Genomic DNA, 23,791 nt, shown 5'->3' on the forward strand with positions numbered 1-23,791 from the left:
AATCGTTTCAAACGCGGTCGGGCAGTCCGTGTGTGCTTGTGGACGTATCCAAACGGGGAGATTTGAATACTTTGTATTCGGGTTTCTAGGGAGGACGGATGAAGCAAGAATCTCCGCACTTATAGGGCGGAGAGTGTCAAATAGAATTCTCTATACGATTGATGATGACAATTAATTGATTGATATTTTCCGTGTAGGAAAGCAAAACGATGATGAAGTTTACAAAAAATTATGAGTGGGTGACGAGGGATTTGAACCCGCAACCAATGGATTAAGAGTCCACTGCTCTACCGTTGAGCTAGTCACCCAAATTACTAATTTATAATTATAGCAAACTTTCCTTGTTGCTTGCAAGAAAAATTCACGACTGCGATCGCACCATGTTGCACCATGTTTAAACCGTTTGCGTCTCCTCATGTACCAATATCGACCTAGAGAATAGGGATCAGGGATCGGGGATAAGGGATCTATTTAGATTATGTTGCAAAGTCAATCAAAATCTTAATAAATAACAAAATCGGGATACATTTGCTCGTAGAAGTACTAGGGTGGGAAGGCGTAGTGAACTCAAATTTGAAGGAGAAGAAAATGGGACAAGCCAAACTAGGTGATACTGTGAAAGTTCACTATACAGGAAAGCTAGATGATGGCACAGTATTCGATTCTTCTGCTGAACGAGATCCATTGCAGTTTTCTATTGGTGAAGGGTTAGTGATTCCCGGCTTTGAACAGGCTGTAGTTGGTATGACTCCAGGAGAATCCAAGAGGACAAATATTCCAGCAGATGAAGCCTATGGCCCTTACCGTCCAGAATTGGTGATGGTAGTAGAGAAAGAACGCATTCCCACAGATGTATCTGTAGAGGTGGGTCAAATGCTACAAATTTCTCAGAGTAATGGTCAAGCAATTCCAGTTGTGGTTACAGAAGTTTCAGACTCCCAAATCACTCTCGATGCTAACCATCCCTTAGCAGGACAAGAACTGATATTTGATATTCAGTTAGTCCAAATTGATTAATGAAAAGCGATCGCTCGCCAAACTCGTTCGGGTAGCATTGGTAATTGCCGTAACCTGACACCTGTAGCATGAGCAACAGCATTAGCGATCGCTGCTGCTGTACAATTGGTAGTAATTTCTCCCACTCCCTTTGCACCAAAAGGCCCGTAGGGGTCGGATTTTTCAATCAGAAATATCTCCATAGGTGGCACATCAGCAGCCGTGGGAATGCGATAATCCCGTAGCGTTGGATTCACAATTCTACCTTTTTCATCAAACAGCAATTCTTCCATCAACGCATAACCAACTCCCATCGCAATCCCACCTGTGGCCTGTCCCTCACAAATCCTGGGATTAATTGCTTTACCCAAATCAATCGCCTGTACACACCTCAAAACCTCTATTTTCCCCGTCTCCACATCAACTTCTACTTCCACACCCTGCACAGCAAAAGTTAAAGTCGATTCATCCGCCGTATAAGCTACATCAACACTGATATTTTCGTCGTTTTCCTGGTGTGTTTGTAGTTTACTCTTTAACTTTTCAGCCGCTAACTTGACAGCTTGTCCAGAAATATACAACGTCGCCGACGCATAAGAACCCGCATCAAAAGGCGTTTCTTTTGTATCTCCAGAAATAATCTTAATTTCACTTATATCTACACCCAAAACCTCCGCTGCAATTTGGCGCAGCGTTGTATCAGAACCAGTTCCCACATCCACAGCACCGGTTCTTAACTCATACTTTCCATCAGCTAAAAGCGATAACTTGACACTAGCAAGGTGAATTTTGGATAAACCACTACCTTGCATTGAAACAGCAAATCCCACCCCACGCCGCCGAGAACCATTTATGATTGGTGGTGTACCAGAAATATAACCAAGGGACTGCACAACTTTGGCAAAACATTCATCCACACCATAGCTACCAATTAAATTAAAATGGTCTGCTGATGACCGACCTAAATTCATCACATCACCTGGACGAATAATATTTTTGTGTCGTAACTCTACAGGATCAATGTTGAGTTGATGGGCGATTTCATCAACTTGAGTTTCCATTGCAAAAGTGCCTTGAGTTGCGCCATAACCACGAAATGCACCCGCTGGCATGGTATTTGTATAAACAGCAAATCCTCTAAATCTTTTATTTGGACAACGATACAAACTCAAAGGAATATAACCTGATAAAAATACCACTGTTTGTCCATGATTGCCATAAGCACCAGTGTTGGCAATTACTTCCATATCTTGTACTACAAATGTTCCATCTTTTTTAACTCCGCTTTTCAGGCGAATTCTCATTGCATGGCGACTATTTGTAGCAGTAAATTCTTCTTTTCTGGTAAATTCCCATTGTACAGGTTTGCCCGTCATCAGAGTAGTAAAAACACACAAATCTTCAGATAAAATCTCTTGTTTATTACCAAACCCACCACCAATTTGAGCTTTATAAACACGGATTTTATCTTGAGGAATATTGAAAATTTGAGCAAGTAAACGTTGGCAATGAAACGGTACTTGAGTACTAGAACGAACAACTAATGTTCCATCTGTTTCTAACCAAGAAATCGTGACATGGGGTTCTAAATGCACATGTTGTAAAGCTGGCAAATCATAGGTATTTTCTAATATAAAATCTGCCTCGGCAAAACCTTTTTCTAATTCACCAGATTCGAGAAATATTTGTCCAGCAATGTTACGATCGCGATCAGGAATTTGTAAGGATTCTGGTTCATCATGAATGACAACACCATCATTCATGGCTGAAATCGGGTCGATGACGTGGGGTAAAATTTCGTAATCGACTTCTATCAAATCACAAGCTCTCTCAGCAATAACTACTGACTCAGCAACCACAACAGCAACGCGATCGCCTACAAATCGCACTTTCTGATCTAACAAATAATGATCGAGAGGATCGGGGACTGGTTCGGCGTGTCCAGCAGTGGTGTAAGGTATTCTGGGAACATCTGCATAGGTGAAGACAGCAACAACACCCCTGAGTGCTTTAGCTGTGTCGGTATGAATCTTGCGGATGCGCGCGTGCGGATGAGGCGATCGCACTACTTTCAAGTGGAGTAAACCAGGTGGTACAAAATCTGCGGTGTAGGATGCTTTTCCGGTGACAATTGCTGTACCATCTTGTTTAGGAATGTTCTTTCCTATAAAACTCGGTGAATCTACAACCACATGACACCTGTGTGTATCTGTGTTGATCTGCGATCGAGATTGATTAATACTTTCAACAATCGCCTGATACCCCGTACACCGACAAAGATTACCTTTCAACGCCAAACGTAATTCTTCTGGCGATGCAAAATCTGGTAATTTGGCTGCACTCATAATCATACCCGGAGTACAGAAACCACATTGAAATCCTTGTTTATGCAAAAATGCTTGTTGTATTGGTGCGAGTTCGCCATTTGTTGATAAACCTTCGATGGTGGTGACTGATTGATTGGCTATTCGCATGGCTGGGTAAATGCAACTGTGAATTGGTGTATCATTTACCCAAACTGTACAAGCACCACAATCACCACTATCGCAAACCCGATGAACACCAAACCAACCAAGTTGTCTGAGTAGAGTTAAAAGAGTCGTTCCAGGATGAGAAGTGACTGTAAAAGTTTGGTTATTAATTTGGAATTTTAATGGTTGTTGCATGTTAATTGGTGAAGCGATCGCTTGATTAAAATTTGTGTTATTTCCCGACGATAAATTGCACTAGCTTTGGGGTTATCAATAAAGTTGATATTTTGTAGAGAAGGTAATTTATCTAAATTTAGATCATCATCAAATTCGATCCGCCGGGGTGCTGGAATACTTGCACCAATTACACAGCGTAATTGGGAATTATCAGAATTACAAGTACTCACGACGATTGCTAAAGCTGGATCTGTTGCTGCAATTCCAAAACGCTGATAATTGACTCGCCGTTTTAAATTTTCCACAGGAATCAAAACCCGTCTTAAGACTTCTGATGGTTGTAAAATTGTCTGACGAGAACCGATTTGAAAATCTGCTGCGGCGATGAGATGCGATTCTCTTCGTAAATTCCAAATTTCATATTTTGCATCTAAGGCGATCATAATTGGCGCGAGGGTTCCTACGGATAATGCTAGGCATAAATTACCTCCCATTGTCGCCACATTAATCACTTTTAATGATGCAGCTAGGACAGAAACTGCACTTTTTAATCCTTCCACAGCAGTCCATTCTAGTTGCCAAGGATACTGTAATAATTTGATAAGTGGACAAGTCGCACCAATCACTAAATTATCTTTTTCTACGATAATTTCTGACCAACCCAAAGATTGCATATCTACCAAAACACGTAAATGTGGTTGTGGTTCAGAAAATAACCATGTTCCCCCAGCTAACCAAGCCCAATCTTGACTCCATTTATCAATAGCTTGGACATCATGAGGACATAAATAAGCTTCAATATTTGGCAAATCCATTGTTGATTAATTTTTAACGCAGAGTCATCTGATTTTGGATTTTGGATTTTGGATTGCGCTTGAAAAATCATACATCTAATTGAATTTCATAACCCAATCTTTGCGGTAGAGAAATTTTATAAACATCACCTTGGTTCATTTCACCTGGTTCTTGCATTTGACTCAATGCTGTGACAACTTCATCAGAATTTGCAGTTAGAATTACTACTGGTTGCTCACAGGCGATAGGAAAATCATGCCAAGTACCTAAGTGTAGTAAAAGCGCATGTCCTGGAGGAAATTTTAGGGCTTGAGCTTCAGTTAAATCTGGTAAATTTTTGCCTTGTTCATGATTAGGTGGTGCCATCACCATAATAAATGGGGATTGTCCTAAAGCAATAAATAATTGAGTCATGTGCATGTGGCGTTCTAGCCAGAGAATCGAAGGATAACCTGGCATAATTTTTGCAGTTCTAAAAGTTGCTGTTCCGCGATAGGTAAAGTCAACATTTTCACCTTCTATGACTCGACCTTGATAAAAAGGAATTCCTAAACCTGGTTTACTAACATCATCCCCTAAAAGATATCCATATGGTTTGATGTTATCAGGATTTGCATCAATTACAGGAATTTTTAAAACTTGTGTATGTGAAGCTGTCATAAGCATTTTGGCTATATATAATTTGATGATTTAACAACTAACTAATAACAGAATTTCCATTGATCAATTCATAAATTTCTTCGCCTGTAGTGAACCAAGTATCAGGTTGATTTTTAATATGTAGTAAACACTGCTTTAAATACTTTAATCGTAATGGTTGACCAACAATGAATGGATGTAAGCCAATTGCCATGATTCGTCCTTGTGTTTCTCCTTCTTGCCAAAGCTGATCAAATTGATCTTCTATAGCTTGGGCAAATTCTGCACCAGAAAAACGGTTACTCAAACATAAAGTAATATCGTTTGCTTCGATGGTGTAAGGAATAGCTAGCAAGCGACCGTTTGGTAATGGATACCAATAGGGTTGGTCATCATTTACCCAATCGGCTGTGTAAACAATTCCGGCTGAATACAATAATTCAAAAGTTGATTCTGTGATGGAAAAACCTGGTGTTAACCATCCTTTTGGACTTTTACCTGTGGCTTGTTCTAGTAAAGTTAATGTTGTATCAATTATCTCGATTTCTCTGTCTCTATCCATCCCACTATGACCAGTGGAATTATTAATACCATGTGCCATGATTTCCCAGCCATATTTCTGAATGGCTGCGATTATCTCAGGATAAAATGTACAAATTTCGCCGTTAATTGCCGCAGTCACAGGTATTTCTAACTCAGCAAATAAATCAAATAAACGCCAAATACCGACACGATTACCATAGTCTCGCCAACCATAGTTAGCAATTTCTGGATAACTATTTAAATGAGGTTGAATTGCTGTTCCTAGTTTCCCAAAGGTGAAATGTTCAACATTCATGACTACCCATACACCAACTCTCGCATGATTGGGTAATGTTAAAACTGGACGCTGTGTAATTGGTTGAAATGATGGAGGCTGCATAAGAATTATGAATTATTTTTTACATAAAAAGGATATTTATATTAACGTAGACGTGACAGAGACTTGCCGCAGGATACCACAAAAGACACAAAAAACACAAAGCATTTAATAGATATTTTTGTCATGAAAAAGAAGTAAAAATTTAGATTTCATAATTTCTGCAATGTTTTTCCTAGTGATGCGGGTGCGCCTAGTTGAATACGAGTCGTATCCCGTGAGATGATTATTAGCACTATAATAGTTGCGAGGTAAGGCAAGGAAGATAAAAGATAAGGGGAAATATCTACTCCTAACCCTTGCAGAATTAACTGGATGGCGCTAACTCCACCAAATAAATAAGCGCCTAGTAAAATTCTGATTGGTTTCCAAGTTGCAAACACAACTAAAGCGATCGCAATCCATCCCCGTCCAGCTGTCATATTCTCAGCCCAAAAAGGTGTATATGCTAGGGAAAGATAAGCACCTGCTAACCCCGCCATCGCTCCACCAAACAAAACTGCTAAATAACGGACTCTATTGACTGGTAAACCCAAAGCATCAGCTGCTGTGCTTGATTCACCTACACTCCGCAGGATCAATCCTGATCGCGTTTTTTGTAAAAACCAAGCGACAAAAAATACTAAAATAATTGAGATATATACTAAAATATCTTGCTGAAAAAAAGCTTTACCAATCACGGGTATAAATTTTAAAATTGGGATGTTTAGAGGTTGCAATCCAGTAATTGTTTGTCCAATATAATCTGCTCCAATAAAAGCACTGAGTCCAGAACCAAAGATACTAAGGGCTAAACCTGTTGCTACTTGATTGGCATTTATAGTAATAGTTAGTACAGCATGAATGAAGGCGATCGCCATACCTACAAATAGGGCGATCAAGAATCCCAAATAGATATTATCTGTAACTGAAACGACGATAAAACCACTAGCAGCACCAACTAACATCATTCCCTCTACACCAAGGTTTAAAATCCCTGATTTTTCTGCCACTAATTCACCTAATGCTGCCAAAATTAAAGGTGTAGCTGCGCGTAACGTATCGCTGAGAATGTCCGTAAGAATCATTTATTAGTGGTTAGTGCTTACTTGGTTACTGGTTAGTAGTTAATCACAAATGATCTTTGATCTTTGATCATTGACAAATGACCAATGACAAATGACCATTAACGAATGACTATTGATTCTTGATTATCCGCTGAGAAATCAATAAATCACCTGCCAAAAGAAAGAAAAACAAAATACCTTGGAAAATTCCTGCTAAAGCTAAGGGAAGTCCTAATTTGATCTGTAATAATTCACTACCGACATAAAATAATGACATCAATAAACTTGATAAAATAATTCCCAATGGGTGTAAACGACCAATAAATGCAGCCAGGATAGCAGCATAACCATAACCAGGAGAAATAAAAGGACGCAATTGTCCAATGGGGCCGAGAACTTCACACGCACCAGCTAAACCTGCTAAACCACCACTGATAATTAAACTTAGCCAAATAATGCGATCGCTTTTAATCCCAGCATAATTTGCAGCGCTAGGACTTGCACCAACTAAGCGCACACTAAAACCAAAAAATGTTTGTCGCAGCATTACCCAAATTAACAATGCTGCTACCAAGGCGAAAATTACACCCAAATGCAAGCGTGTTCCGGTAAGTAATGATGGTAAGCTGGCATACTCACTAAAAGGTGCAGATTCGGGAAAGTTATATCCTTGTGGGTCTTTTAAAATTCCTCTGACTAAATAATTTAATATAGAAATTCCTATATAATTTAACATCAAACTGGTGAGGATTTCATTGGTATAAAACTTCAATTTTAATACAGCAGGGATGCTAGCCCAAATTGCACCACCTACTATTCCAGCCAGTAAACAAAGTAAAAGTAAAATATAGTTATTAAAATTAGCAAATATCAAAGCGATCGCACTAGAAAAAATTGCCCCCAGAGTAAATTGTCCCTCTGCACCAATATTCCAAACTTGGGCTTGAAAACATACAGCTAAACCAACAGCAATCAACAAAATTGGTGCTGCTTTAACTGCTATTTCTGTAATTCCGTGCAAACTACTTAAAGGCGAGATAAATAAAGTAGTAAATGCTGTGATGGGAGATTTACCCAACAAACGAAATAGAAAAAAACCTACAATTACTGTTCCTAGTAACGCTAGTAGGGGTGATAAAACTAACCAAATTTTTGCGGGTTGTTCACGGGGTTCTAATTTTAAATCAAACAAAACCAATTCCTCCCATCCAACGGCCAATTTGCTCGCGACTGATATCTGCAATTCCTACAAAGGGAGAAATTTGTCCTTTGTAAATTACGCCAATGCGATCGCACAACGTCAACAACTCATCCAAATCCTCAGAAATCACCAGCACCCCTGCACCCAAATCTCGCATTTCTATGAAAGCTTCATGAATAGTTGCAGTTGCATTCACATCTACACCCCAACTCGGATGTGCTGCAATCAATATAGTCGGGTTTTGCTGAATCTCTCGCCCGATAATAAACTTTTGCAGATTACCACCCGATAAACTCCCAGCAAGAGAATTTAACCCCGCCTGTTTGACATTAAAAGCACTGCAAATTCTATTAGTCCAAGTTTTTAACTTGCGCTGCCGGATTATACCACGTCGCAGTAACCCTTGTGAGTAACCAGTTAACAGAGCATTTTCCAAAAGATTCATATTTGGCACAACACCCACTCCCAAGCGTTCTTCTGGCACATATCCCAAACCCAAACGCCGACGCTTGAGGACATCACAATCACCAATAGGCATCTCTCCCAACATAATCATATCTGCCTGCGGACAGATGACCTCACCACTCAAAACTGCTAAAAGTTCGCTTTGTCCATTCCCCGCAACTCCCGCAATACCAACAATTTCACCACTCCGAACCTCTAAATTGATGTGCTGCAACGCTGTTCCCAAAGAATGCTTTGATTCCAAGCACAAATCGCGAACTTGCAAGTAAATTGGGGATTGGGGATCGGGGATCGGGGATCGGGGATCGGGGATCGGGGATCGGGGATCGGGGATCGGGGATTGGTTATTCTCCTTTGTCTCCCTTGTCTCCCTGCTCCCTTGTCCCAAAATCCTTTCATCGTCGCCAACCATCATCTTTGCCAAACTTTGGGTTGTCTCTGCTTGGGGGTTACATTCTGCTACTACCTCGCCATTTCGCAATACTGTTGCATGAGTGCATAGCGATCGCACTTCTTGTAATTTGTGACTACTAAATAAAATACTGCAACCACTAGCAGCTATTTGGCGCAACGTCACGAATAGTTTTTCTGTTTCTTGAGGAGTCAACACCGCTGTGGGTTCATCCAAAATTAGCAACTTGGTTGCAACACACAAACAACGGATGATTTCTACTCGCTGCTTTTCACCTACAGATAATGTATGCACTGGGCGATCAGGATTGATATCTAAACCGTATTCTTGAGACAAAACGCGAATCTTGCGCTTAATTGCTGCTAAATCCCATTTTTCGCTAGGAGGAAGTGCGAGAGCGATATTTTCTGTTACAGTCAGAGTTTCAAACAAACAAAAGTGCTGGAACACCATACCAATTCCTAGCGATCGCGCTTTTGTCGGGTGATTAATATTAATCTGTTGTCCTTGCCAAAAAATTTCACCACGATCAGGACGCACCACCCCGTAGATAATTTTCATGAGGGTACTCTTACCCGCTCCATTTTCTCCCAACAAAGCATGAATCTCACCTGCTTGAATTGTCAAATTCACCTGCTTGTTTGCGAAACAACCAAGGTAAGATTTACTAATATTGCTAACTTGCAAACGGGGAATCATAGAATTTTAGTGACTATTTTCAATTTTATCCTTGTGGCGAAGCAAAAACATTGAAAAGCAAAAGTATCTAGACGGAAATTACCCTAGTAAGCTGTGTAGTTTTTAGTAAACTCACAAAATCCTATCATTGGAAACAACATTTTATGTCACTAGAACAAGTTAATGCTTTTTATGATCTGTTAAATTCAGATCAAGTCCTCTACGAGCAATACTACAACAAATGCTCTAATAAAGGCGTTTTTGGTATCTGGGATTGGGATAAAACCAAAATAGTTGATTTTGCTGCTTCTATTGGTTACAACTTCACTGAAACCGAATTAGATTTTGCATGGTTTGGTGAAAATGTCAGTCTTTGTGCAGGATTTAGAGGTTATTAATAAAACAAAAATATAATTCCTTTAGGGAAGCTAGTAGGTTGAACTGCTTCCCTCTATTGTAACACCTTATAGCCATTGACCTCCACGGAAGCGCCATCGAGGAAATATAATTCGCATTAAGGATTGCGAAGCAATAAAAATTGCTAGCCAAACAACACTGTAATGTGCAAATATCCAGAAAGGAGATAACTCTTCTTTGGGAATTAATACAGGTAAAAAGCCAAAAACCTTGATTCCACAAAGTATAAATATAAATTCCCAGATACCAGCTAATAATTGATAAAGTGCTGGCCAGTCTCTATCCCAGCGTCTTTTTTGAATTTGATCATACACTATATCCCAAACAATTCCAAATATAGCGACATATATAATGATCCAAAAATAAACTATGCCAGCGGGAGAACCAAATAAACCTAATGCAAAGGGTATAGATACAAATATACCTACAGTTGCTAGTAATAATAATCGAGTTTGCCAGCGACCTAATAAAGTGGGAGTCATCTTTGCAGAATTAAAAATTAAAAATTAAAAATACCTTACTGGAACGTCAAAGGTGTAGAATATTCAAGATTCAACAACCAGATTGAATAATTTTTGATTTTATTTCAGATGTTATCTTTTTTTGAGGCTGAAAAATAGGATTGATGTTGATAAGTTGCGATCGCTTCCCAATGAGTAACATCTGCTAATAAAGCTTGATAGCCCAAGGAATTGGGGTGAAGACCGTCGTGGCTAATGCGTTTTGACCACCAATGTTCACCGCGTTCAGTCCATTTTTGGAAGATATCAAGATAGGGGATTCCTCTTTGCAGACAAGCAATTCGAGTTGCTTCTTTGTAACGGTGCTGATCGGCGTGATTGTAATATAAGCAGTCAAGAAATGGCATTTTCGACTCATCAACTGGTGTCATACCTACAAATAATACAGGACACAGTTGTTGGGCCATTTCTAGTAAGGAAGTGATTTGTGTTTGAAAAGTTTCAAAGTCTGTATAGTTGCGTCCATTCAGACGACCTAAGCGGGCTGAGTCATTAACACCGACTGAGAGAATGATTAAATCTGGAACTTGATTGCGTAGTTCACCGCGATGACGAAATTCAACTTCTAGTCTTTGGGCTACTTGTTGGACGCGATCGCCCCGGACACCCAAATTATAAATGATATGACCAGCACTATCAGGTGACATCCACTGTCGCCGTAGCCGTTCAACCCAGCCACCTCCTTCTGGATCACCGAATCCATATACTAAACTGTCCCCCAGTGCGATAATCTTTAAAGGTTGACTTTTAGTTGGTCGAGTAGACAGCTGCATTGAAGAAGGTGTTAAAAATAACTGCATTTGAACAAACTATATTTTATATCTTTACAAAATTCTATACATTTCTACACCATTTCAGAGTATCTGATTTTTAGGCAAATGACTTCTTTTCACACAGTTTTTACACAAGATAATTGCTATTGCCTTGCTTTTCTCGATTGGATTGGTGAACTTTAAAATTGACTTCACGAGCATTCTACTACTGACTGTCTTTACAATAAATTCATAAACCATAGAAGAAGATACGGAAATTGGTAATAGTCAATGGTCAATGGTCAATGGTTAACACTCTAGGGCGATTGATTAAACACCCACTTTAACCATTGTCCAAAGGAACTGATAAAGTTGAGACGATGCACACTAGGCGCACGGGCGGCGGCTAGACCATCAACAGCACACAGACAGGCATATTGCAAGCCGAGGAAGCTGTCCACTGCTGCGTAGGGACCACCAAAGGTAATTGCACCCGCAGCATAAACTTTACCTTGGGCATTACGCATTTCTACTAATTCAAAATCGTTGGCAACACTCAAACGTCCCACAGGATTAAGTGGTAAGTGGTTGTGTTCCACTAAATCTTGAAGTAAAGGGCTTTCTTTGACCTTGGCATCAAGCCCAGTGGCATCAATAATAAAATCAACAGCAGGGAGTTGAATTTCGCCAAAATCTTTATCTTGAATATAGGCAATCAGATGGTTTTGACCATCCTGTTCAACTCTGGTGACGACTGCAAACTGAATTTTATACCAACCTTCTCTCAGCCCAACTTCTGTGATCAACTGCCAGTCTAAACGATCTGCGGTGGTGGTTCCGCCCCAGACTTGATTAGATATTAATTCTTTACGCTGTTCTGGATTGGCTTTTTCTAGGACTTCTCGTAGTTCTCCACCCCAACAAGCTTTGGGCCAGTTAAATGGTTGCAATTCGATATGATGCTTGACGATACGCTGGGAAGTACCGTATTGATTACCTTGGGGTTTTGGCGATCGCATTAAATGCAAAATAGAAATATTCGGGTTTCTCTTCCGTGCCTCATAGATGCGTTGCACAATGCGAGAAGCAACAATTCCTCGTCCTTGAATTAAGACTCTACCACCTTGACGTTCTAGCTGTTCATAAACATGATTGTGATCTTCGTAAGCATTCACAACCGACCTAAAGTCTTTATATCTCTCCCGATAAGCTTGTAAATGGGGAAGAAATTGCAGCGCTGGATAGCCAGTCGCTATGTGTAAATAACGGCTGACAAAAAAAGCATGGTTCCCACGTCCGCGAGAATAGGCTACGCAGTATCTGCCATCATTGGTTTTACGAATTGCCAAGACTCGTCCAAACTGATAAATTTTGTCCCAACCGATGCGTTTTGCTTCCCGATCAATAGAGTTAAAAACATTACCTGCACGGGGAGTATAAGTTTCAGCAAAAGTAGGTTCCGCAAAAACCTTCCACAGATGTTTCATAGAATCATTGATTTTACCTTTGCCAAAGTCATGCCAAGCTTCTCGTAAAGCATAGCTAGGCCAACCCCAAATATTATCAGGACAAGAGTCAGAATTGGAACGCAATCTTTCATGTAAAGGAATTTGCGAATTCAAACACAAAAGTTTGTAACGGGCATAGGGTTCTTTATCTATACCCAGCGCCACTATTTTGTCACTCGAAACACCAGACAATCTCAGCAAATCTACCCAAATAAAACTACCTAATCCTGCCCCAACAGCTAAATAATAAGTTTCATCTACTGGCATACCTGTTGCATGAAGCGCCTGGACAGGGACAACTTCTTGCTGAAATATTGGCGGCGGAAAATTGCTGCCCAGTGGTGTTACTACTTGCGGAGCTAAGGTAGGATCTGGGAGGTTAGTGTTGGGATTAAAGACAATGACCGAATTTCCACTGGGGACTGCTGGGGGAGGACTAGGTGGAATAGGTGGACTATGCGGTATTGGTGGTATTGGTGGACTCGCTGGAATTGAGGCAGCAAAAGTTACAGAAATTACGTAAGGGCCTATTTGCACAACATCGCCACTATTGATCACAGCCTGTGTCTGGCGTTGACCATTGACGTAGATACCATTGACACTACCTTGATCTGTCACTACCAGTTGATTTTGTTCCCATTCAATCAAGGCATGGAAGCGAGAAACTTGGTCATTATTTAATACCATCCGGGCGACTTGTTGCCCCCTGAGTTCAGCAGGCATCCGGGCAAATTCTCTACCGAAAGCAACAGGTACCCTCAATTTTGGTTCTCGTCTTTCTCCTGTGACAGGATCTTGCCAAAGTAATTGAATTTCTAAAGAACCAGTATTCATAAGTATTTTTGTTTACAAGCAAATAAATATTTAAAGTAGTTAGTCAATGGTCAATTGTTATTAGTTATTCTCCCTCTCCCTTGTCCCCCTTGTCCTCCTTGTCTCCCTTGTCTCCCTTGTCCCTGTTTATTTATTTGCAAGTCCCTAACGATTTGGTGGTACTAGTACACTGAGGGCATCTTGCAAAGAGTGACCACAGTGCTGACAGCCTAGTAACAAGTGTTTATATGAGGAAAGTTTTTTACATCTGGGACATTGCAATCCATAAACCCCTTGTGGTTGTGGTTGCTGTTGTACTGCGGGTGTGACTGGATGATGGTGATGAGGTGCTGCTACTTGTGGTTGTGGTGCGGGCTGATGATAATTGGGATGTAACTGTGGTTGTGGTTGTTGGTGTGGTTGCGGTGTGGGCTGGTAATAATTGTGATGTACCTGTGGTTGTGCTACAGGAATTGGCGGAGGATTGGTAGCTTGTGGTTGTGGGGGCGTCAAAATTGTTGGTGGTACGGTGCTACCTCCTGGAACAGAAACTTCTGTGACTTTGAGTTGTTGTTGTCCTAAATAAATAATGCTGCCTTCACTCAAAGGCATTTCACCTTGTACCAGTTTCTGCCCATCTACAAGGGGAGGATTTTGTTCACGCAAATTTTTAATCAAAAAACGCTGCTGTTGGGCGTTAAAAAAGATTTCTATGTGTAAGCCTGATACTGTAGGATGACTCAAAATAATATCACACCGGACTGGGTCGCGACCAATACGGATAGTGCCAGGATTTTTACTTGGCTGTGTTTCATGAATTTTCTGAGTTTTAGTTTGACCTGCATCGTGCCATTGTAAAGTTAGTGCGTTCATTGTTCTCCCCCCAAAACCTATATTTTAAATACAATTCCTCCCTGTGCGATTCCTAACACGATGAGGCAGGTATAAGCAACTAATTAAAACATATTTAGATGAAACTTTAAAAAGTAACTTATATTGATAGTATTTGCAAATTTAACTTGTTACAAATTTGTGCAAATTTTTACTTAGCGATCGCTTGCTAATTGATCAGCAATTCGTGTAGTTTCTGGTAAACGATATTTTGGCGTACAACGTAATACGTAGTCAATTGCCGTGGGTAAACTAATGCGATGTCCGCTAGAAACATAGACAGGCTTGACTCCAACACGTGTTCGCAATACTGCTCCAATTGTTTCATCTTTATGGATTAAGGGTTGCCAGCTACCTCGTGTATCTGGTAATTCTTCATGTTTACCGATGAGTAATGATTTTGCTACACCGATAGTAGGTATATCTATGATGACTCCCAGGTGGCAAGCTATGCCAAATCTCCGAGGATGGGCTATTCCTTGACCATCGCATAAAATCAAGTCTGGTATAATTTTTATCTTTTCTAAAGCATCTAAGACAGCAGGTATTTCCCGAAATGAAAGGAAACCAGGGATGTAGGGAAAAGATGTCGGACGACGGGCTATACTCGTCTCTTGTAATTTCAAATCTGGAAAACTCAGTACTGCTACTGCTGCTCTGCTAATAGTCCCATCAGCTTCAAAACCCATATCGACGCCAGCAACATATTGTACAGGTTGCTGGAGTTGATCTGAGGTGATCACCTCGATTTGCATTTCTTCTTGGATAGCGATCGCTTCTTCTAGTGTCAGAGTCCAAGCATGACGTTGGCTAATCTTCATATCTAAAATTTTGTGAGTAGTCAATGACTACTATTCGATAGAAAAGAATTGTTCCGAAATCATTACAGAAAATGGTGTATCTAAAATAATGTCATTAATTTAAAAAAATTTTGTAACTTTTTGTGAAAGTCTGGATATCAAATTTTAGTTTTAGCAGAGTAGTAGTTAGCCACACATTAAACTTGCGATGTTTGTAATGAGTACTTCAGCACTCTGTGACTAAGTATTTTCAATTAATCCAATACACTGGAGATAATACAAGTATGCATAACGACAGAAGAAACATAGAAAAAAACTTTCCTCTTAGTTTTTATTTGGGTGGAGGAGTGATGGTATTAATATTGGCAGTTCTTTTCCGCCCCTTTACTATTGTAAACGCGGGAGAAAGGGGTGTTGTCATGCAATTTGGTAAAGTTCAAGACAGGGTGTTAGATGAAGGTATCCACGCAATTATGCCAGTAATCACATCTGTGAGAAAACTCAATGTTCGAGTTACTCAAAATAGTTTTAAAGCCGATGCTGCTTCTCGTGATTTACAAAAAATAACAACCGAACTTGCTGTAAATTGGCATATAGATCCAACACGGATAAATAAAGTTTTTCAACAAGTTGGAGATAATGAGCAAATTGTTGTGGGAATTATGACTCCCGCAGTCTCTGAAGTTTTGAAAGCAGCTACTGCTAAAAAAACAGCAGAAGAAATCATCACTAAAAGAACAGAATTAAAACAAGAAATTGATAATTATTTGAAAACTCGTCTTGCTGCTTATGGTGTAATTGTTGATGATGTATCTTTAGTAGATTTTGCTTTTTCTCCTGAGTTTAGTCGGGCGATTGAAGCTAAACAAATAGCTGAACAAGAAGCTAAACAAGCAGAATTTATTGCGAAACGAGCAACGCAAGAAGCACAAGCAGATATTAACCGTGCTAAAGGTCAAGCAGAAGCACAAAAATTATTACGACTAACTTTAACTCCAGAGTTATTGCAAAAGCAAGCAATAGAAAAATGGGATGGACATTTTCCCACAGTTATGGGTGGTAATGGCAGCTTGCCATTAATTAATATTAACCCTGCTAATTTGGACTCTCAAAAATAAGCTAATCAGTAGCTGCTTTGAACTATGTTTATCGAAACACTAATTATTAGTCCAATAGTCTTTTTCAGAGTGATGATTATTGTCAAGTCTTACCCAACTGGTATATTATTTTAAGTTCGTAGTGAGGACTTTAGTCCTCAAAATAAGGGCTGAAGCCCTTACTACAAACAAAAAATTTTTGTTTTTTTGTGACACTTGCGTAAATCATATTACCAAGTCTTACCCAGCCTACCACGAAAACCATCAAAAGTCCCCACGATACAAGCCCATAATTTTATTAATATCGAATCTGGCTCGTAACGGATAATTCTTTCCATCATCGTCAGTAAAATTTTTATTCTGTAAGCTATTGAACGATATAAGAATTGTTTTTGTACAAGCCGGGTTTCAAAAAAAGTATGATTTCTACAAGCATAGTAATAGCGAGAAGGAGAACAAATAAAAGTACTAAATGTGTTTGTATATTTTTTAAATCTATCTTTAACTTGAGAATAATTTCCGAGACGATGTTTCATGATCGCATTTTTAACAACAATAATGTTATATTCTTTCTTTCGGAAATTCATGCAATAAGCATAGTCTACAGCATCTAAAAATAAATCTACTCTTGGTAGTTCAATATATTTAGCTGCGTTGATGTTGATTAGAGAACCTGATGTAATAACAGCATCACAATGATAAACATTTTGAATTGCATCAATTCCAGGTATAGGCGCAAGTTTGTAATTTGTAAACATACAACCAGGGAATTCTTGCTTTGTATTAATATCAAATATTGCAGGAGCAATAATTCCTATATTTTGATTTCTCGATAAATCTTGATAATTAGTTAATAGTTTTTCTAAAACATCAGTATCCGGTTCACTATCTTGATCAAACAACCAAAGAAAATCATAGCCTTTTTGGATAGCCCAGCTAACGGCAATTTTTAACCCTCCAGCAACTCCAATGTTTTCAGGATGGAAATCTACAATTATATTTTCCTGGCTGTTATTAGCGATGATTTGACTTTTAGAATTATCAACTATAAATATTTTTTCAATTGGGTATGACTGTTTTGTAATAGCTGTGATAGTTTTCTGAAGTGCATCTATTTCCTGATAAGCTGTTATGTAAGCTGCTACTCTATAGTTTTTCATTTAAATTTAGAGTGCTTTAGCACTCACTACAAACAACTAATGAACTTCAATATCTTTTGCTAAACCTAAGATCCTTTTAACTTTAAACCATTGATTTCTCAATTTCCAAAACTTACTTGATTCCATTGCTGCAATTTGAGCATAAGCATATTGCAGTTCTTGTAGAATGAAATTAGTTTGATTTTGTTGAGGAGATAGGTTTAATTCTAGGTAAATTTCACTTTTAGGAAATCCAAACCACATATCTGAGTTATAATATTTATTAGCTAAATTTCTAAACTTGTGGCAAAAATATTTAGCTATATTAAGCGCATATTTGTTAGTTGTATGAATCATGGATTCTGAATGTACTCTATAGTAACTAAGTACTGTCGGGACAAGTTTACAAGAGTAGTTTGACTGAGCAATTTTTAACCAGAGATCGTAGTCATCCCATCCAAACCAACCATATTCTATTAATTCTGTAGAATATCCACCTAGTTTGAGTAATATATTTTTATCAAACAGAGCCATAGCATCTATATATGGCTGTTTAACTAATTTATGTATATCCCAGTCATAGCAAGAGATACGATTAATTTCTTGTCTAGTTTGGTGATCAAATCTTTGTATTTCCCCATAAACAGCAGCATGTTGGGAAGATTTAATTGCTTTATAAAGAACAGATAGACAATTTGGGTAAATCCAATTATCAGCGTCTAAGATAAAAATATAGGGAGAACGAGAAAGTCTCAATCCTACGTTTCTAGCATCTGCTAAACCAGTATTAAACCACTTACTAACTAAACAAATTGGTAATTGAGATTGTTGCAAATATTCTGCGACTAAATTAGCGGAGTTATCTGTTGAACAGTCGTCGATAACTAAGACTTCAATACCTCCTGGTATGTTAGCTAAATCTGTTTGTGCAACACTTTCTAAACATTCATAAATGTACTCTGAATAGTTATAAAGTGTAATGATCACCGATATAGATGGATTTTCACACCGATCATATGCAGAATTTGATTTCAAATTCCACGGATAATTTCCCATTTCTTCAAATAATTTTGCGGATTTTAAGCGAGATATATATAATAGTCTTTTTTCATCTATAGTTAAATTTGAGTCTTTGATTTTGACAGGTTTTGGTTCTAGTTGCGTGGATTTATAAAAAGTTTTTTCATGATGAATATGATGATAGTTTAAAATTAGCTGCGGTTGTAGATATTCAGTATTTAATTCTGTTTGATTTGCTAATAACTCTGAGTGGCGAGAGTTCAGTTTTGTTTGGTTCACTATTAATTCAGACTGTTCTTTTGCTTTAATCATTGCTGAGTTCCCTTTTACGAAATACAAGCTTTTTAAGTTGAAACCAAGTTTGACGAAGTTTCCAAAATTTACTACTTTCCATTGCTTTGATAATGTTTTGACAATGCTCCCAAGCTGTATGAGCTTGGTGTAACTGGGTTTGTGTATTTTGCCATTGCTGTTGAATTTCTTGTAACTGAGATTGAGATTGTTGCAGTTGATTTTTTGCTTGTTCTAGTTGGGTTTGAGTTTTTTCTAACTGGATTTGTTTATCTTCTAAATCAAACTGCGATCGCTTTAACTCAGCATATATTTCTTTTAGCTGATTTTGGCAATAATTATATTCCTCAGACAGTTGGGAATATTGTTGATATAAAGATGAATATTTACCTTCTAAACTTAATGGAAATGCTCGCAGGACAAACTGCAATGTATCAGCATCTTCATCTTGTTCAATAGTATGAATGACATTAATATCAATTTTATTTTTATCTATATAGGGTATCCAGTCTGAGCCAGAAAAAATTGGTAATTTTATTTGTTCATAAGTATCAACAAAATATCCAGAACGCTCAAATAATTCTCTAACTGTTTGACGAGTAAAAAATCTTAAATGTGTATTATCTAAAATGCCAAGTTCTGTATATTCAAATTTCCCTTGTAATAAAGCTAGTCGAATCGCTCCATGAGCAATGTTAGGAATGGAAGCGATTACATATCCTCCTGGCTGTAATATTTGCCTAGTTTCTTCTAATATTCTCCAGGGGTTTCGCAGATGTTCTAGAATATCTCCAAATACAGCAACATCAAAAGTTTGTCCTGATAAAATATCTCTTAAATTCACAAAATCTAAATCAGCAACAATCACTTCTTCGCAGTATTCTTCAGCGATTTTTGCAGCATTGGCATTAATTTCAATTCCAGTAACTTGACAGCCTTTGCTACTTAGTAACCTAGCAAAATAACCTGTAGCACAGCCAAAATCAATGACACGTTTATTTTCTCCTACCCAGTGGAGCATTTTTTTTAAACTACTATTTTCATCTAGTTCTTCGATAGTTATATTTGGTAATAAAGGATAATCTTTTTCTGATTTAATCATCATACAAATATGCTCTTATGATCTGATTGCTGGTAATTTTTGAGGTGACACCTGAACACTTATTGGCAAATCTACCCAAGCATGGATACGCTTACCTGTATCAGGAGGAAGCACTTGGAATACCATTGCATTGTCAATCCAGTCAAATGTCATTGCTGTATAGTTTTCTGCACCCGCTACAGTTAAACTATAAGAGCCTGGACGTAATGGTAAATGAAATGTAAATTCTATTTTTAACTCTTCTCCTGGCTCTAATTTATCAATTGGGTAATTTTCTTCAAATGTATTACTACCAATTAGTTCATTGCCATTTTTGTCACAAATAAAAAAACCAACTATACATGCTTGTAAAGCTTCATAAATATCGATTTCAACAATTAATTTAACTTGTTCATTAAATCCTATGCTCGGTGTTTCTCTTAATTCTTCTCCAATTTGGTTAAGTAATTGAATATTTCTGATTAATGCTTTCCGATTTCCTCTGCGAGTAGGCTGAGACTTTACTAAAGGTTGCTGAGAATGGTGTTGTTTATGAGATGAATGTTCTTCTTCCTTAGTGGCTATTCCTAATTCTGTTTCTGTAACCAGCTTCATGTACTTGATAATGACAGTATTAGGCGTTCCTGAAAAGTAATTTTTACCTTCATGAATCATGATTGCTGAATTACATAATGTTTTAACTGCTCCAGAATCATGAGATACAAATAATGTGGTAACTCCAGAATCCATTAAACTTCGCATCCGACGCATACAGCGATGTTGAAAAACTATATCCCCTACTGCTAGCGCTTCATCAACAATTAAAATTTCTGGATCGACATTAACTGCTACCGCAAAAGCCAAGCGGACAAACATTCCACTAGAATAAGTTTTAACTGGTTGATCAATAAAATCTCCAATATCAGCAAAACCGGCTATTGAGTCAAATTTATCTTCTATTTCTTTCTGATTTAATCCTAATAACCTGGCATTAAAAAATACATTTTCTCTACCAGTAAATTCTGGGTTAAATCCACTGCCTAATTCTAACAATGCCGATACACGGCCATTCACTATCACTTCACCTGTAGTTGGTGTCAAAGTGCCAGCAATAATTTGTAGTAAGGTACTCTTACCAGAGCCATTTTTACCGACAATTCCTACAGTTTCACCTTTCGGAATCTCTAAATTAATATCTCGTAATGCCCAAAATTCAGTAGCTCTGCTTTTACCTGGTAAAAAAATTTCTTTGAGCCTATCTACAGGATGAATATAGCATTTAAAGGACTTTGAGATATTTTTTAGGGAAATTGCTATTTCTTCTCCCATATTTTTGCTTGAAATTCTGAAAAATTCCACAGCATGAAAAATCATGCTTGTGGAAGTTTGTTTGAGCCTGCGCTGCCATTTCACTGGAAAGCTTCATTACATCATAAGTAGCATCAAATTATTCCAGTTGCCATTTTGCCAAAACTGTGGATATGAAGGTTATCATTTGGATTGTAGAGATATTTGTAATTATTGCTTGACGAGCTTCCAAACCTTGTTTGATTAGAAATTTTATGAGCTTATGCTTTCAAAAAAATATGAAAACCTGTCATTATCTTAAATTTGCTGCCATTTTCGTAGAAGGTTTAATGATAGTTTTTTAGAGATGCCCATACACTTAGACAAAAAAGGGCAGTTTACAAAGTGGCATACTTATAGTTCATAATGACTCATGAACTACTTGCACTAGTCCAAATTCTGTGCTTTGATACAAATCACGTAAGCGGAAATACGAACCAAATTTTCTGCTTGGGTGTTCCTGAATCTTTTTCCCAACTAGGAATATAAAAATGGACGCCCATAAATTAGGCTCACAGAATAGAGGTGGAATTTTATTCCTTCTTTTTCTATGTTCCTGGTATTCTTGGTTATGTATTAAAGATGAAAAACTAATGTGATACATCACAAATAGACTGTATGAAATCTCTCATGCTTAGTCTGTAAGCCTTGATCACCTAAGCCCTATTTTTAATACCAGGTGTACTTAGTCTAACTGCTACTTTAATATTTCACAACTCCTGCGCGTTTTCTCTGACTGTACGCACTGCCTAAGTTGATGGTGTTAATTGACAATTGACAATAATTGTGATATGGGGTTAAATTCTTCAAAGAAGATAAGGCGCTAGTACATCCCCGCCAAGAGAGTGACTAACGCCCTTTGCTAAACACTTTATCGATAACCTAATCATGACACAAAATACACAATACAACGAGCCGAAGACCAGTACCCAGACTGTTGCCTACAAAAATCGCCTAAATTCCTGGGTAATTGCCCGTTTGCTACCTGATACACAGCGTCAGATTATTGCTCGCTTCCGTAGTCGCTCTGACGCCGACGGACACATGCAACGTTTGCGCCAGATTTCACCTGAAGGTAGCTTTGTGGTTCTGTTTGATTGTCAAGCAGATGAAAGTTTGAATTAAAGTTATGGAAAGGCGATCGCACTTCTCAAAATCGAGGTGCGATTAACTATTTTTTGACGATTTATGGTTAGCTTTTGACCAAAAGGCTTATTTTAAAGTAGCGAAAGTGGAAGAGCGATCGCCCTTGTTGAGATAAGAGTGCGATCGCTTTTTACCAAAATCAGAGCGGAATTAATGACGAGATAGGGACATAATACAGAACTTTTCAATGTATATCTGGGCATTCTAAATAGAAGAAACATACTGAAGAGAAATTTCTATGTCCAGAATCCCTATTAGCTCAACTCTGTCACAAACAGACAGAGATGCTTTGCTCAAAGCGATCGCCACCATTAAAGAAAAGTTACCATTTTTAATTGATTTGAGTGCCGAGGAGCGTAAAGCTTTACCCAAAATGGGAGATAAAAGCCGCGCATTTGTCAGCAAAGCCTTAGAGGTGGCGACACAGAACCCAGAGTTTTTACCACGTTCTTTTGACTTGGAAGAAATGCGGAAGGATGTGCAATTGTTTGAGGCGTTGTACCCGTTGTTGCTATCGTTGACACAGTTGCAAGAGTTGGTGGACAATACTTGCTTGGCGGTGGGTAGTGAAGCATATGCAGCTGCCTTGCAGGTATATAGCTATGCCAAAACTAGTGGACAAGGATCGGGGTTAAATGCAGTAGTTGATCAAATGGGACAAAGATTTGCGCGTCAATCTCGCAAGTCCAAGTCTTAAGAAGCAGCGCTGTAAAAAATAACTCGATATTTGTCCTTCCGTGGTGTAGAGTGTGGGCTTCAGAACTTGGATGTTGGAGTAAAAAGCTCGACGTTCCGAGTTCTGAAGTGGAAGTTCCGAGTAAAAAGCTCGGCGTTCCGAGTTCTGAAGTAGAAGTTCCGAGTAAAAAGCTCGGCGTTCCGAGTTCTGAAGTGGAAGTTCCAAGTAAAAAGCTCGGCGTTCCGAGTTCTGAAGTGGAAGTTCCAAGTAAAAAGCTCGACGTTCCGAGTTCTGAAGTGGAAGTTCCAAGTAAAAAGCTCGACATTTCGAGTTCTGAACAGCAAATGTTGAGTTGTGACATACTCCTACACTGATGCAAGCATACAGTGTAAGCTTCTCATCCAATCCAGCTATTGCTTCGGAGGCGATGAGCTTTGTTTTAAGTCCACGGAATGCCCTACCGCAGACTATGCAATTTCTGACCTTGTACCCT

At 38.6% G+C, this 23,791-nt stretch carries 22 protein-coding genes and 1 tRNA gene; 6 read left to right on the forward strand and 17 right to left on the reverse strand.

From position 1 onward, the window contains the following. Nucleotides 1-236 precede the first annotated feature (236 nt). Nucleotides 237-308, reverse strand: a tRNA-Lys gene (locus ACE1AT_RS10520). 280 nt (nucleotides 309-588) lie between these two features. Between ACE1AT_RS10520 and ACE1AT_RS10525 the strand changes: the two genes are divergently transcribed. Continuing rightward, nucleotides 589-1,017, forward strand: a complete 429-nt coding sequence (locus ACE1AT_RS10525) for a peptidylprolyl isomerase (protein WP_017311565.1) — start codon at nucleotides 589-591, stop codon at nucleotides 1,015-1,017. Here ACE1AT_RS10525 and ACE1AT_RS10530 read toward each other — a convergent pair. From ACE1AT_RS10530 to ACE1AT_RS10560, 7 genes are all read right to left on the reverse strand, one after another. Beyond that, on the reverse strand, nucleotides 1,014-3,662 hold the full coding sequence (locus ACE1AT_RS10530) for a molybdopterin-dependent oxidoreductase (RefSeq protein WP_374867980.1): 2,649 nt from the start codon (nucleotides 3,660-3,662) through the stop codon (nucleotides 1,014-1,016). The two genes, ACE1AT_RS10525 and ACE1AT_RS10530, sit on opposite strands and share 4 nt — an antisense overlap. Further along, nucleotides 3,647-4,459, reverse strand: a complete 813-nt coding sequence (locus tag ACE1AT_RS10535) for an FAD binding domain-containing protein (protein WP_374867982.1) — start codon at nucleotides 4,457-4,459, stop codon at nucleotides 3,647-3,649. The genes ACE1AT_RS10530 and ACE1AT_RS10535 overlap by 16 nt, the downstream gene beginning before the upstream one ends. A 67-nt stretch (nucleotides 4,460-4,526) precedes the next feature. Continuing rightward, nucleotides 4,527-5,099 (reverse strand): ureidoglycolate lyase, encoded by a 573-nt coding sequence (locus ACE1AT_RS10540; RefSeq protein ID WP_374867984.1) that lies wholly within the window; start codon nucleotides 5,097-5,099, stop codon nucleotides 4,527-4,529. A gap of 37 nt (nucleotides 5,100-5,136) precedes the next feature. Next, nucleotides 5,137-6,000, reverse strand: a complete 864-nt coding sequence (locus ACE1AT_RS10545) for a polysaccharide deacetylase family protein (protein WP_374867986.1) — start codon at nucleotides 5,998-6,000, stop codon at nucleotides 5,137-5,139. Between the two features lie 149 nt (nucleotides 6,001-6,149). Beyond that, nucleotides 6,150-7,064 (reverse strand): ABC transporter permease, encoded by a 915-nt coding sequence (locus ACE1AT_RS10550; RefSeq protein ID WP_374867988.1) that lies wholly within the window; start codon nucleotides 7,062-7,064, stop codon nucleotides 6,150-6,152. A gap of 109 nt (nucleotides 7,065-7,173) precedes the next feature. Beyond that, complete coding sequence (locus ACE1AT_RS10555; RefSeq protein ID WP_374867990.1) at nucleotides 7,174-8,235, reverse strand: ABC transporter permease; 1,062 nt, start codon at nucleotides 8,233-8,235, stop codon at nucleotides 7,174-7,176. Continuing rightward, on the reverse strand, nucleotides 8,228-9,754 hold the full coding sequence (locus ACE1AT_RS10560; protein ID WP_374867992.1) for an ABC transporter ATP-binding protein: 1,527 nt from the start codon (nucleotides 9,752-9,754) through the stop codon (nucleotides 8,228-8,230). The genes ACE1AT_RS10555 and ACE1AT_RS10560 overlap by 8 nt, the downstream gene beginning before the upstream one ends. 209 nt (nucleotides 9,755-9,963) lie before the next feature. On the opposite strand from ACE1AT_RS10560, the gene ACE1AT_RS10565 reads away from it, so the two are divergent. Next, on the forward strand, nucleotides 9,964-10,197 hold the full coding sequence (locus ACE1AT_RS10565; RefSeq protein ID WP_374867994.1) for a Nif11-like leader peptide family natural product precursor: 234 nt from the start codon (nucleotides 9,964-9,966) through the stop codon (nucleotides 10,195-10,197). Nucleotides 10,198-10,263: 66 nt separating this feature from the next. Here ACE1AT_RS10565 and ACE1AT_RS10570 read toward each other — a convergent pair whose 3' ends face one another. From ACE1AT_RS10570 to nfi, 5 genes are all read right to left on the reverse strand, one after another. After that, a complete protein-coding gene (locus ACE1AT_RS10570; RefSeq protein ID WP_374867996.1) occupies nucleotides 10,264-10,698 on the reverse strand; it encodes a hypothetical protein in 435 nt (144 codons plus the stop codon). 104 nt (nucleotides 10,699-10,802) lie between these two features. Beyond that, nucleotides 10,803-11,537: a GDSL-type esterase/lipase family protein gene (locus ACE1AT_RS10575; protein ID WP_374867998.1), complete on the reverse strand. Its 735-nt coding sequence runs from the start codon at nucleotides 11,535-11,537 to the stop codon at nucleotides 10,803-10,805. A 269-nt stretch (nucleotides 11,538-11,806) separates the two neighbouring features. Further along, on the reverse strand, nucleotides 11,807-13,831 hold the full coding sequence (locus ACE1AT_RS10580; RefSeq protein ID WP_374868000.1) for an FHA domain-containing protein: 2,025 nt from the start codon (nucleotides 13,829-13,831) through the stop codon (nucleotides 11,807-11,809). 144 nt (nucleotides 13,832-13,975) lie between these two features. Beyond that, complete coding sequence (locus ACE1AT_RS10585) at nucleotides 13,976-14,683, reverse strand: FHA domain-containing protein (RefSeq protein WP_374868002.1); 708 nt, start codon at nucleotides 14,681-14,683, stop codon at nucleotides 13,976-13,978. A gap of 173 nt (nucleotides 14,684-14,856) precedes the next feature. Next, entirely contained in the window at nucleotides 14,857-15,522 is a 666-nt protein-coding gene (gene nfi / locus ACE1AT_RS10590) for a deoxyribonuclease V (protein WP_374868004.1), read from the reverse strand. A gap of 263 nt (nucleotides 15,523-15,785) precedes the next feature. Here nfi and ACE1AT_RS10595 point away from each other — a divergent pair, with 263 nt between their 5' ends. Further along, the gene (locus tag ACE1AT_RS10595) at nucleotides 15,786-16,619 is read left to right on the forward strand and encodes a prohibitin family protein (RefSeq protein ID WP_374868006.1); all 834 of its coding nucleotides are present in this window, start codon (nucleotides 15,786-15,788) and stop codon (nucleotides 16,617-16,619) included. Nucleotides 16,620-16,828: 209 nt separating this feature from the next. Here the strand turns inward: ACE1AT_RS10595 and ACE1AT_RS10600 are convergent, their stop codons facing one another. From ACE1AT_RS10600 to ACE1AT_RS10615, 4 genes are read right to left on the reverse strand one after another with little or no spacing between them, the layout of a single operon-like run. Next, nucleotides 16,829-17,758, reverse strand: coding sequence for a glycosyltransferase family 2 protein (locus tag ACE1AT_RS10600; RefSeq protein WP_374868008.1), 930 nt, complete (start codon nucleotides 17,756-17,758; stop codon nucleotides 16,829-16,831). Nucleotides 17,759-17,794: 36 nt separating this feature from the next. Beyond that, nucleotides 17,795-19,069 carry a glycosyltransferase family 2 protein gene (locus tag ACE1AT_RS10605; protein ID WP_374868010.1) on the reverse strand — a complete coding sequence of 425 codons (1,275 nt, stop codon included), beginning with the start codon at nucleotides 19,067-19,069 and terminating at the stop codon, nucleotides 17,795-17,797. After that, entirely contained in the window at nucleotides 19,062-20,153 is a 1,092-nt protein-coding gene (locus ACE1AT_RS10610; RefSeq protein WP_374868012.1) for a methyltransferase domain-containing protein, read from the reverse strand. The genes ACE1AT_RS10605 and ACE1AT_RS10610 overlap by 8 nt, the downstream gene beginning before the upstream one ends. Before the next feature lie 12 nt (nucleotides 20,154-20,165). Continuing rightward, entirely contained in the window at nucleotides 20,166-21,458 is a 1,293-nt protein-coding gene (locus tag ACE1AT_RS10615; RefSeq protein ID WP_374868020.1) for an ABC transporter ATP-binding protein, read from the reverse strand. Nucleotides 21,459-22,364: 906 nt separating this feature from the next. On the opposite strand from ACE1AT_RS10615, the gene ACE1AT_RS10620 reads away from it, so the two are divergent. The 3 genes from ACE1AT_RS10620 (at nucleotide 22,365) to ACE1AT_RS10630 (ending at nucleotide 23,672) form a co-directional block, all read left to right on the forward strand. Further along, nucleotides 22,365-22,601: a hypothetical protein gene (locus ACE1AT_RS10620; RefSeq protein ID WP_374868014.1), complete on the forward strand. Its 237-nt coding sequence runs from the start codon at nucleotides 22,365-22,367 to the stop codon at nucleotides 22,599-22,601. A gap of 259 nt (nucleotides 22,602-22,860) precedes the next feature. Beyond that, the gene (locus tag ACE1AT_RS10625; protein WP_374868016.1) at nucleotides 22,861-23,319 is read left to right on the forward strand and encodes a hypothetical protein; all 459 of its coding nucleotides are present in this window, start codon (nucleotides 22,861-22,863) and stop codon (nucleotides 23,317-23,319) included. Between the two features lie 50 nt (nucleotides 23,320-23,369). Beyond that, nucleotides 23,370-23,672, forward strand: a complete 303-nt coding sequence (locus ACE1AT_RS10630; protein WP_374868018.1) for a hypothetical protein — start codon at nucleotides 23,370-23,372, stop codon at nucleotides 23,670-23,672. Nucleotides 23,673-23,791 lie beyond the last annotated feature (119 nt).

The organism is Pelatocladus sp. BLCC-F211, from assembly GCF_041928655.1.
Taxonomy (GTDB): domain Bacteria; phylum Cyanobacteriota; class Cyanobacteriia; order Cyanobacteriales; family Nostocaceae; genus Pelatocladus.

What these genes read in the sequence shown, in the direction of transcription:
- ACE1AT_RS10525 (WP_017311565.1), top strand. Translation starts at nt 589, where the DNA reads ATGGGACAAGCCAAACTAGGTGATACTGTGAAAGTTCACTATACAGGA.
- ACE1AT_RS10530 (WP_374867980.1), bottom strand. Translation starts at nt 3,662, where the DNA reads ATGCAACAACCATTAAAATTCCAAATTAATAACCAAACTTTTACAGTC.
- ACE1AT_RS10535 (WP_374867982.1), bottom strand. Translation starts at nt 4,459, where the DNA reads ATGGATTTGCCAAATATTGAAGCTTATTTATGTCCTCATGATGTCCAA.
- ACE1AT_RS10540 (WP_374867984.1), bottom strand. Translation starts at nt 5,099, where the DNA reads ATGACAGCTTCACATACACAAGTTTTAAAAATTCCTGTAATTGATGCA.
- ACE1AT_RS10545 (WP_374867986.1), bottom strand. Translation starts at nt 6,000, where the DNA reads ATGCAGCCTCCATCATTTCAACCAATTACACAGCGTCCAGTTTTAACA.
- ACE1AT_RS10550 (WP_374867988.1), bottom strand. Translation starts at nt 7,064, where the DNA reads ATGATTCTTACGGACATTCTCAGCGATACGTTACGCGCAGCTACACCT.
- ACE1AT_RS10565 (WP_374867994.1), top strand. Translation starts at nt 9,964, where the DNA reads ATGTCACTAGAACAAGTTAATGCTTTTTATGATCTGTTAAATTCAGAT.
- ACE1AT_RS10570 (WP_374867996.1), bottom strand. Translation starts at nt 10,698, where the DNA reads ATGACTCCCACTTTATTAGGTCGCTGGCAAACTCGATTATTATTACTA.
- ACE1AT_RS10575 (WP_374867998.1), bottom strand. Translation starts at nt 11,537, where the DNA reads ATGCAGTTATTTTTAACACCTTCTTCAATGCAGCTGTCTACTCGACCA.
- ACE1AT_RS10580 (WP_374868000.1), bottom strand. Translation starts at nt 13,831, where the DNA reads ATGAATACTGGTTCTTTAGAAATTCAATTACTTTGGCAAGATCCTGTC.
- ACE1AT_RS10585 (WP_374868002.1), bottom strand. Translation starts at nt 14,683, where the DNA reads ATGAACGCACTAACTTTACAATGGCACGATGCAGGTCAAACTAAAACT.
- nfi (WP_374868004.1), bottom strand. Translation starts at nt 15,522, where the DNA reads ATGAAGATTAGCCAACGTCATGCTTGGACTCTGACACTAGAAGAAGCG.
- ACE1AT_RS10595 (WP_374868006.1), top strand. Translation starts at nt 15,786, where the DNA reads ATGCATAACGACAGAAGAAACATAGAAAAAAACTTTCCTCTTAGTTTT.
- ACE1AT_RS10600 (WP_374868008.1), bottom strand. Translation starts at nt 17,758, where the DNA reads ATGAAAAACTATAGAGTAGCAGCTTACATAACAGCTTATCAGGAAATA.
- ACE1AT_RS10605 (WP_374868010.1), bottom strand. Translation starts at nt 19,069, where the DNA reads ATGATTAAAGCAAAAGAACAGTCTGAATTAATAGTGAACCAAACAAAA.
- ACE1AT_RS10610 (WP_374868012.1), bottom strand. Translation starts at nt 20,153, where the DNA reads ATGATGATTAAATCAGAAAAAGATTATCCTTTATTACCAAATATAACT.
- ACE1AT_RS10615 (WP_374868020.1), bottom strand. Translation starts at nt 21,458, where the DNA reads ATGGGAGAAGAAATAGCAATTTCCCTAAAAAATATCTCAAAGTCCTTT.
- ACE1AT_RS10620 (WP_374868014.1), top strand. Translation starts at nt 22,365, where the DNA reads ATGACACAAAATACACAATACAACGAGCCGAAGACCAGTACCCAGACT.
- ACE1AT_RS10625 (WP_374868016.1), top strand. Translation starts at nt 22,861, where the DNA reads ATGTCCAGAATCCCTATTAGCTCAACTCTGTCACAAACAGACAGAGAT.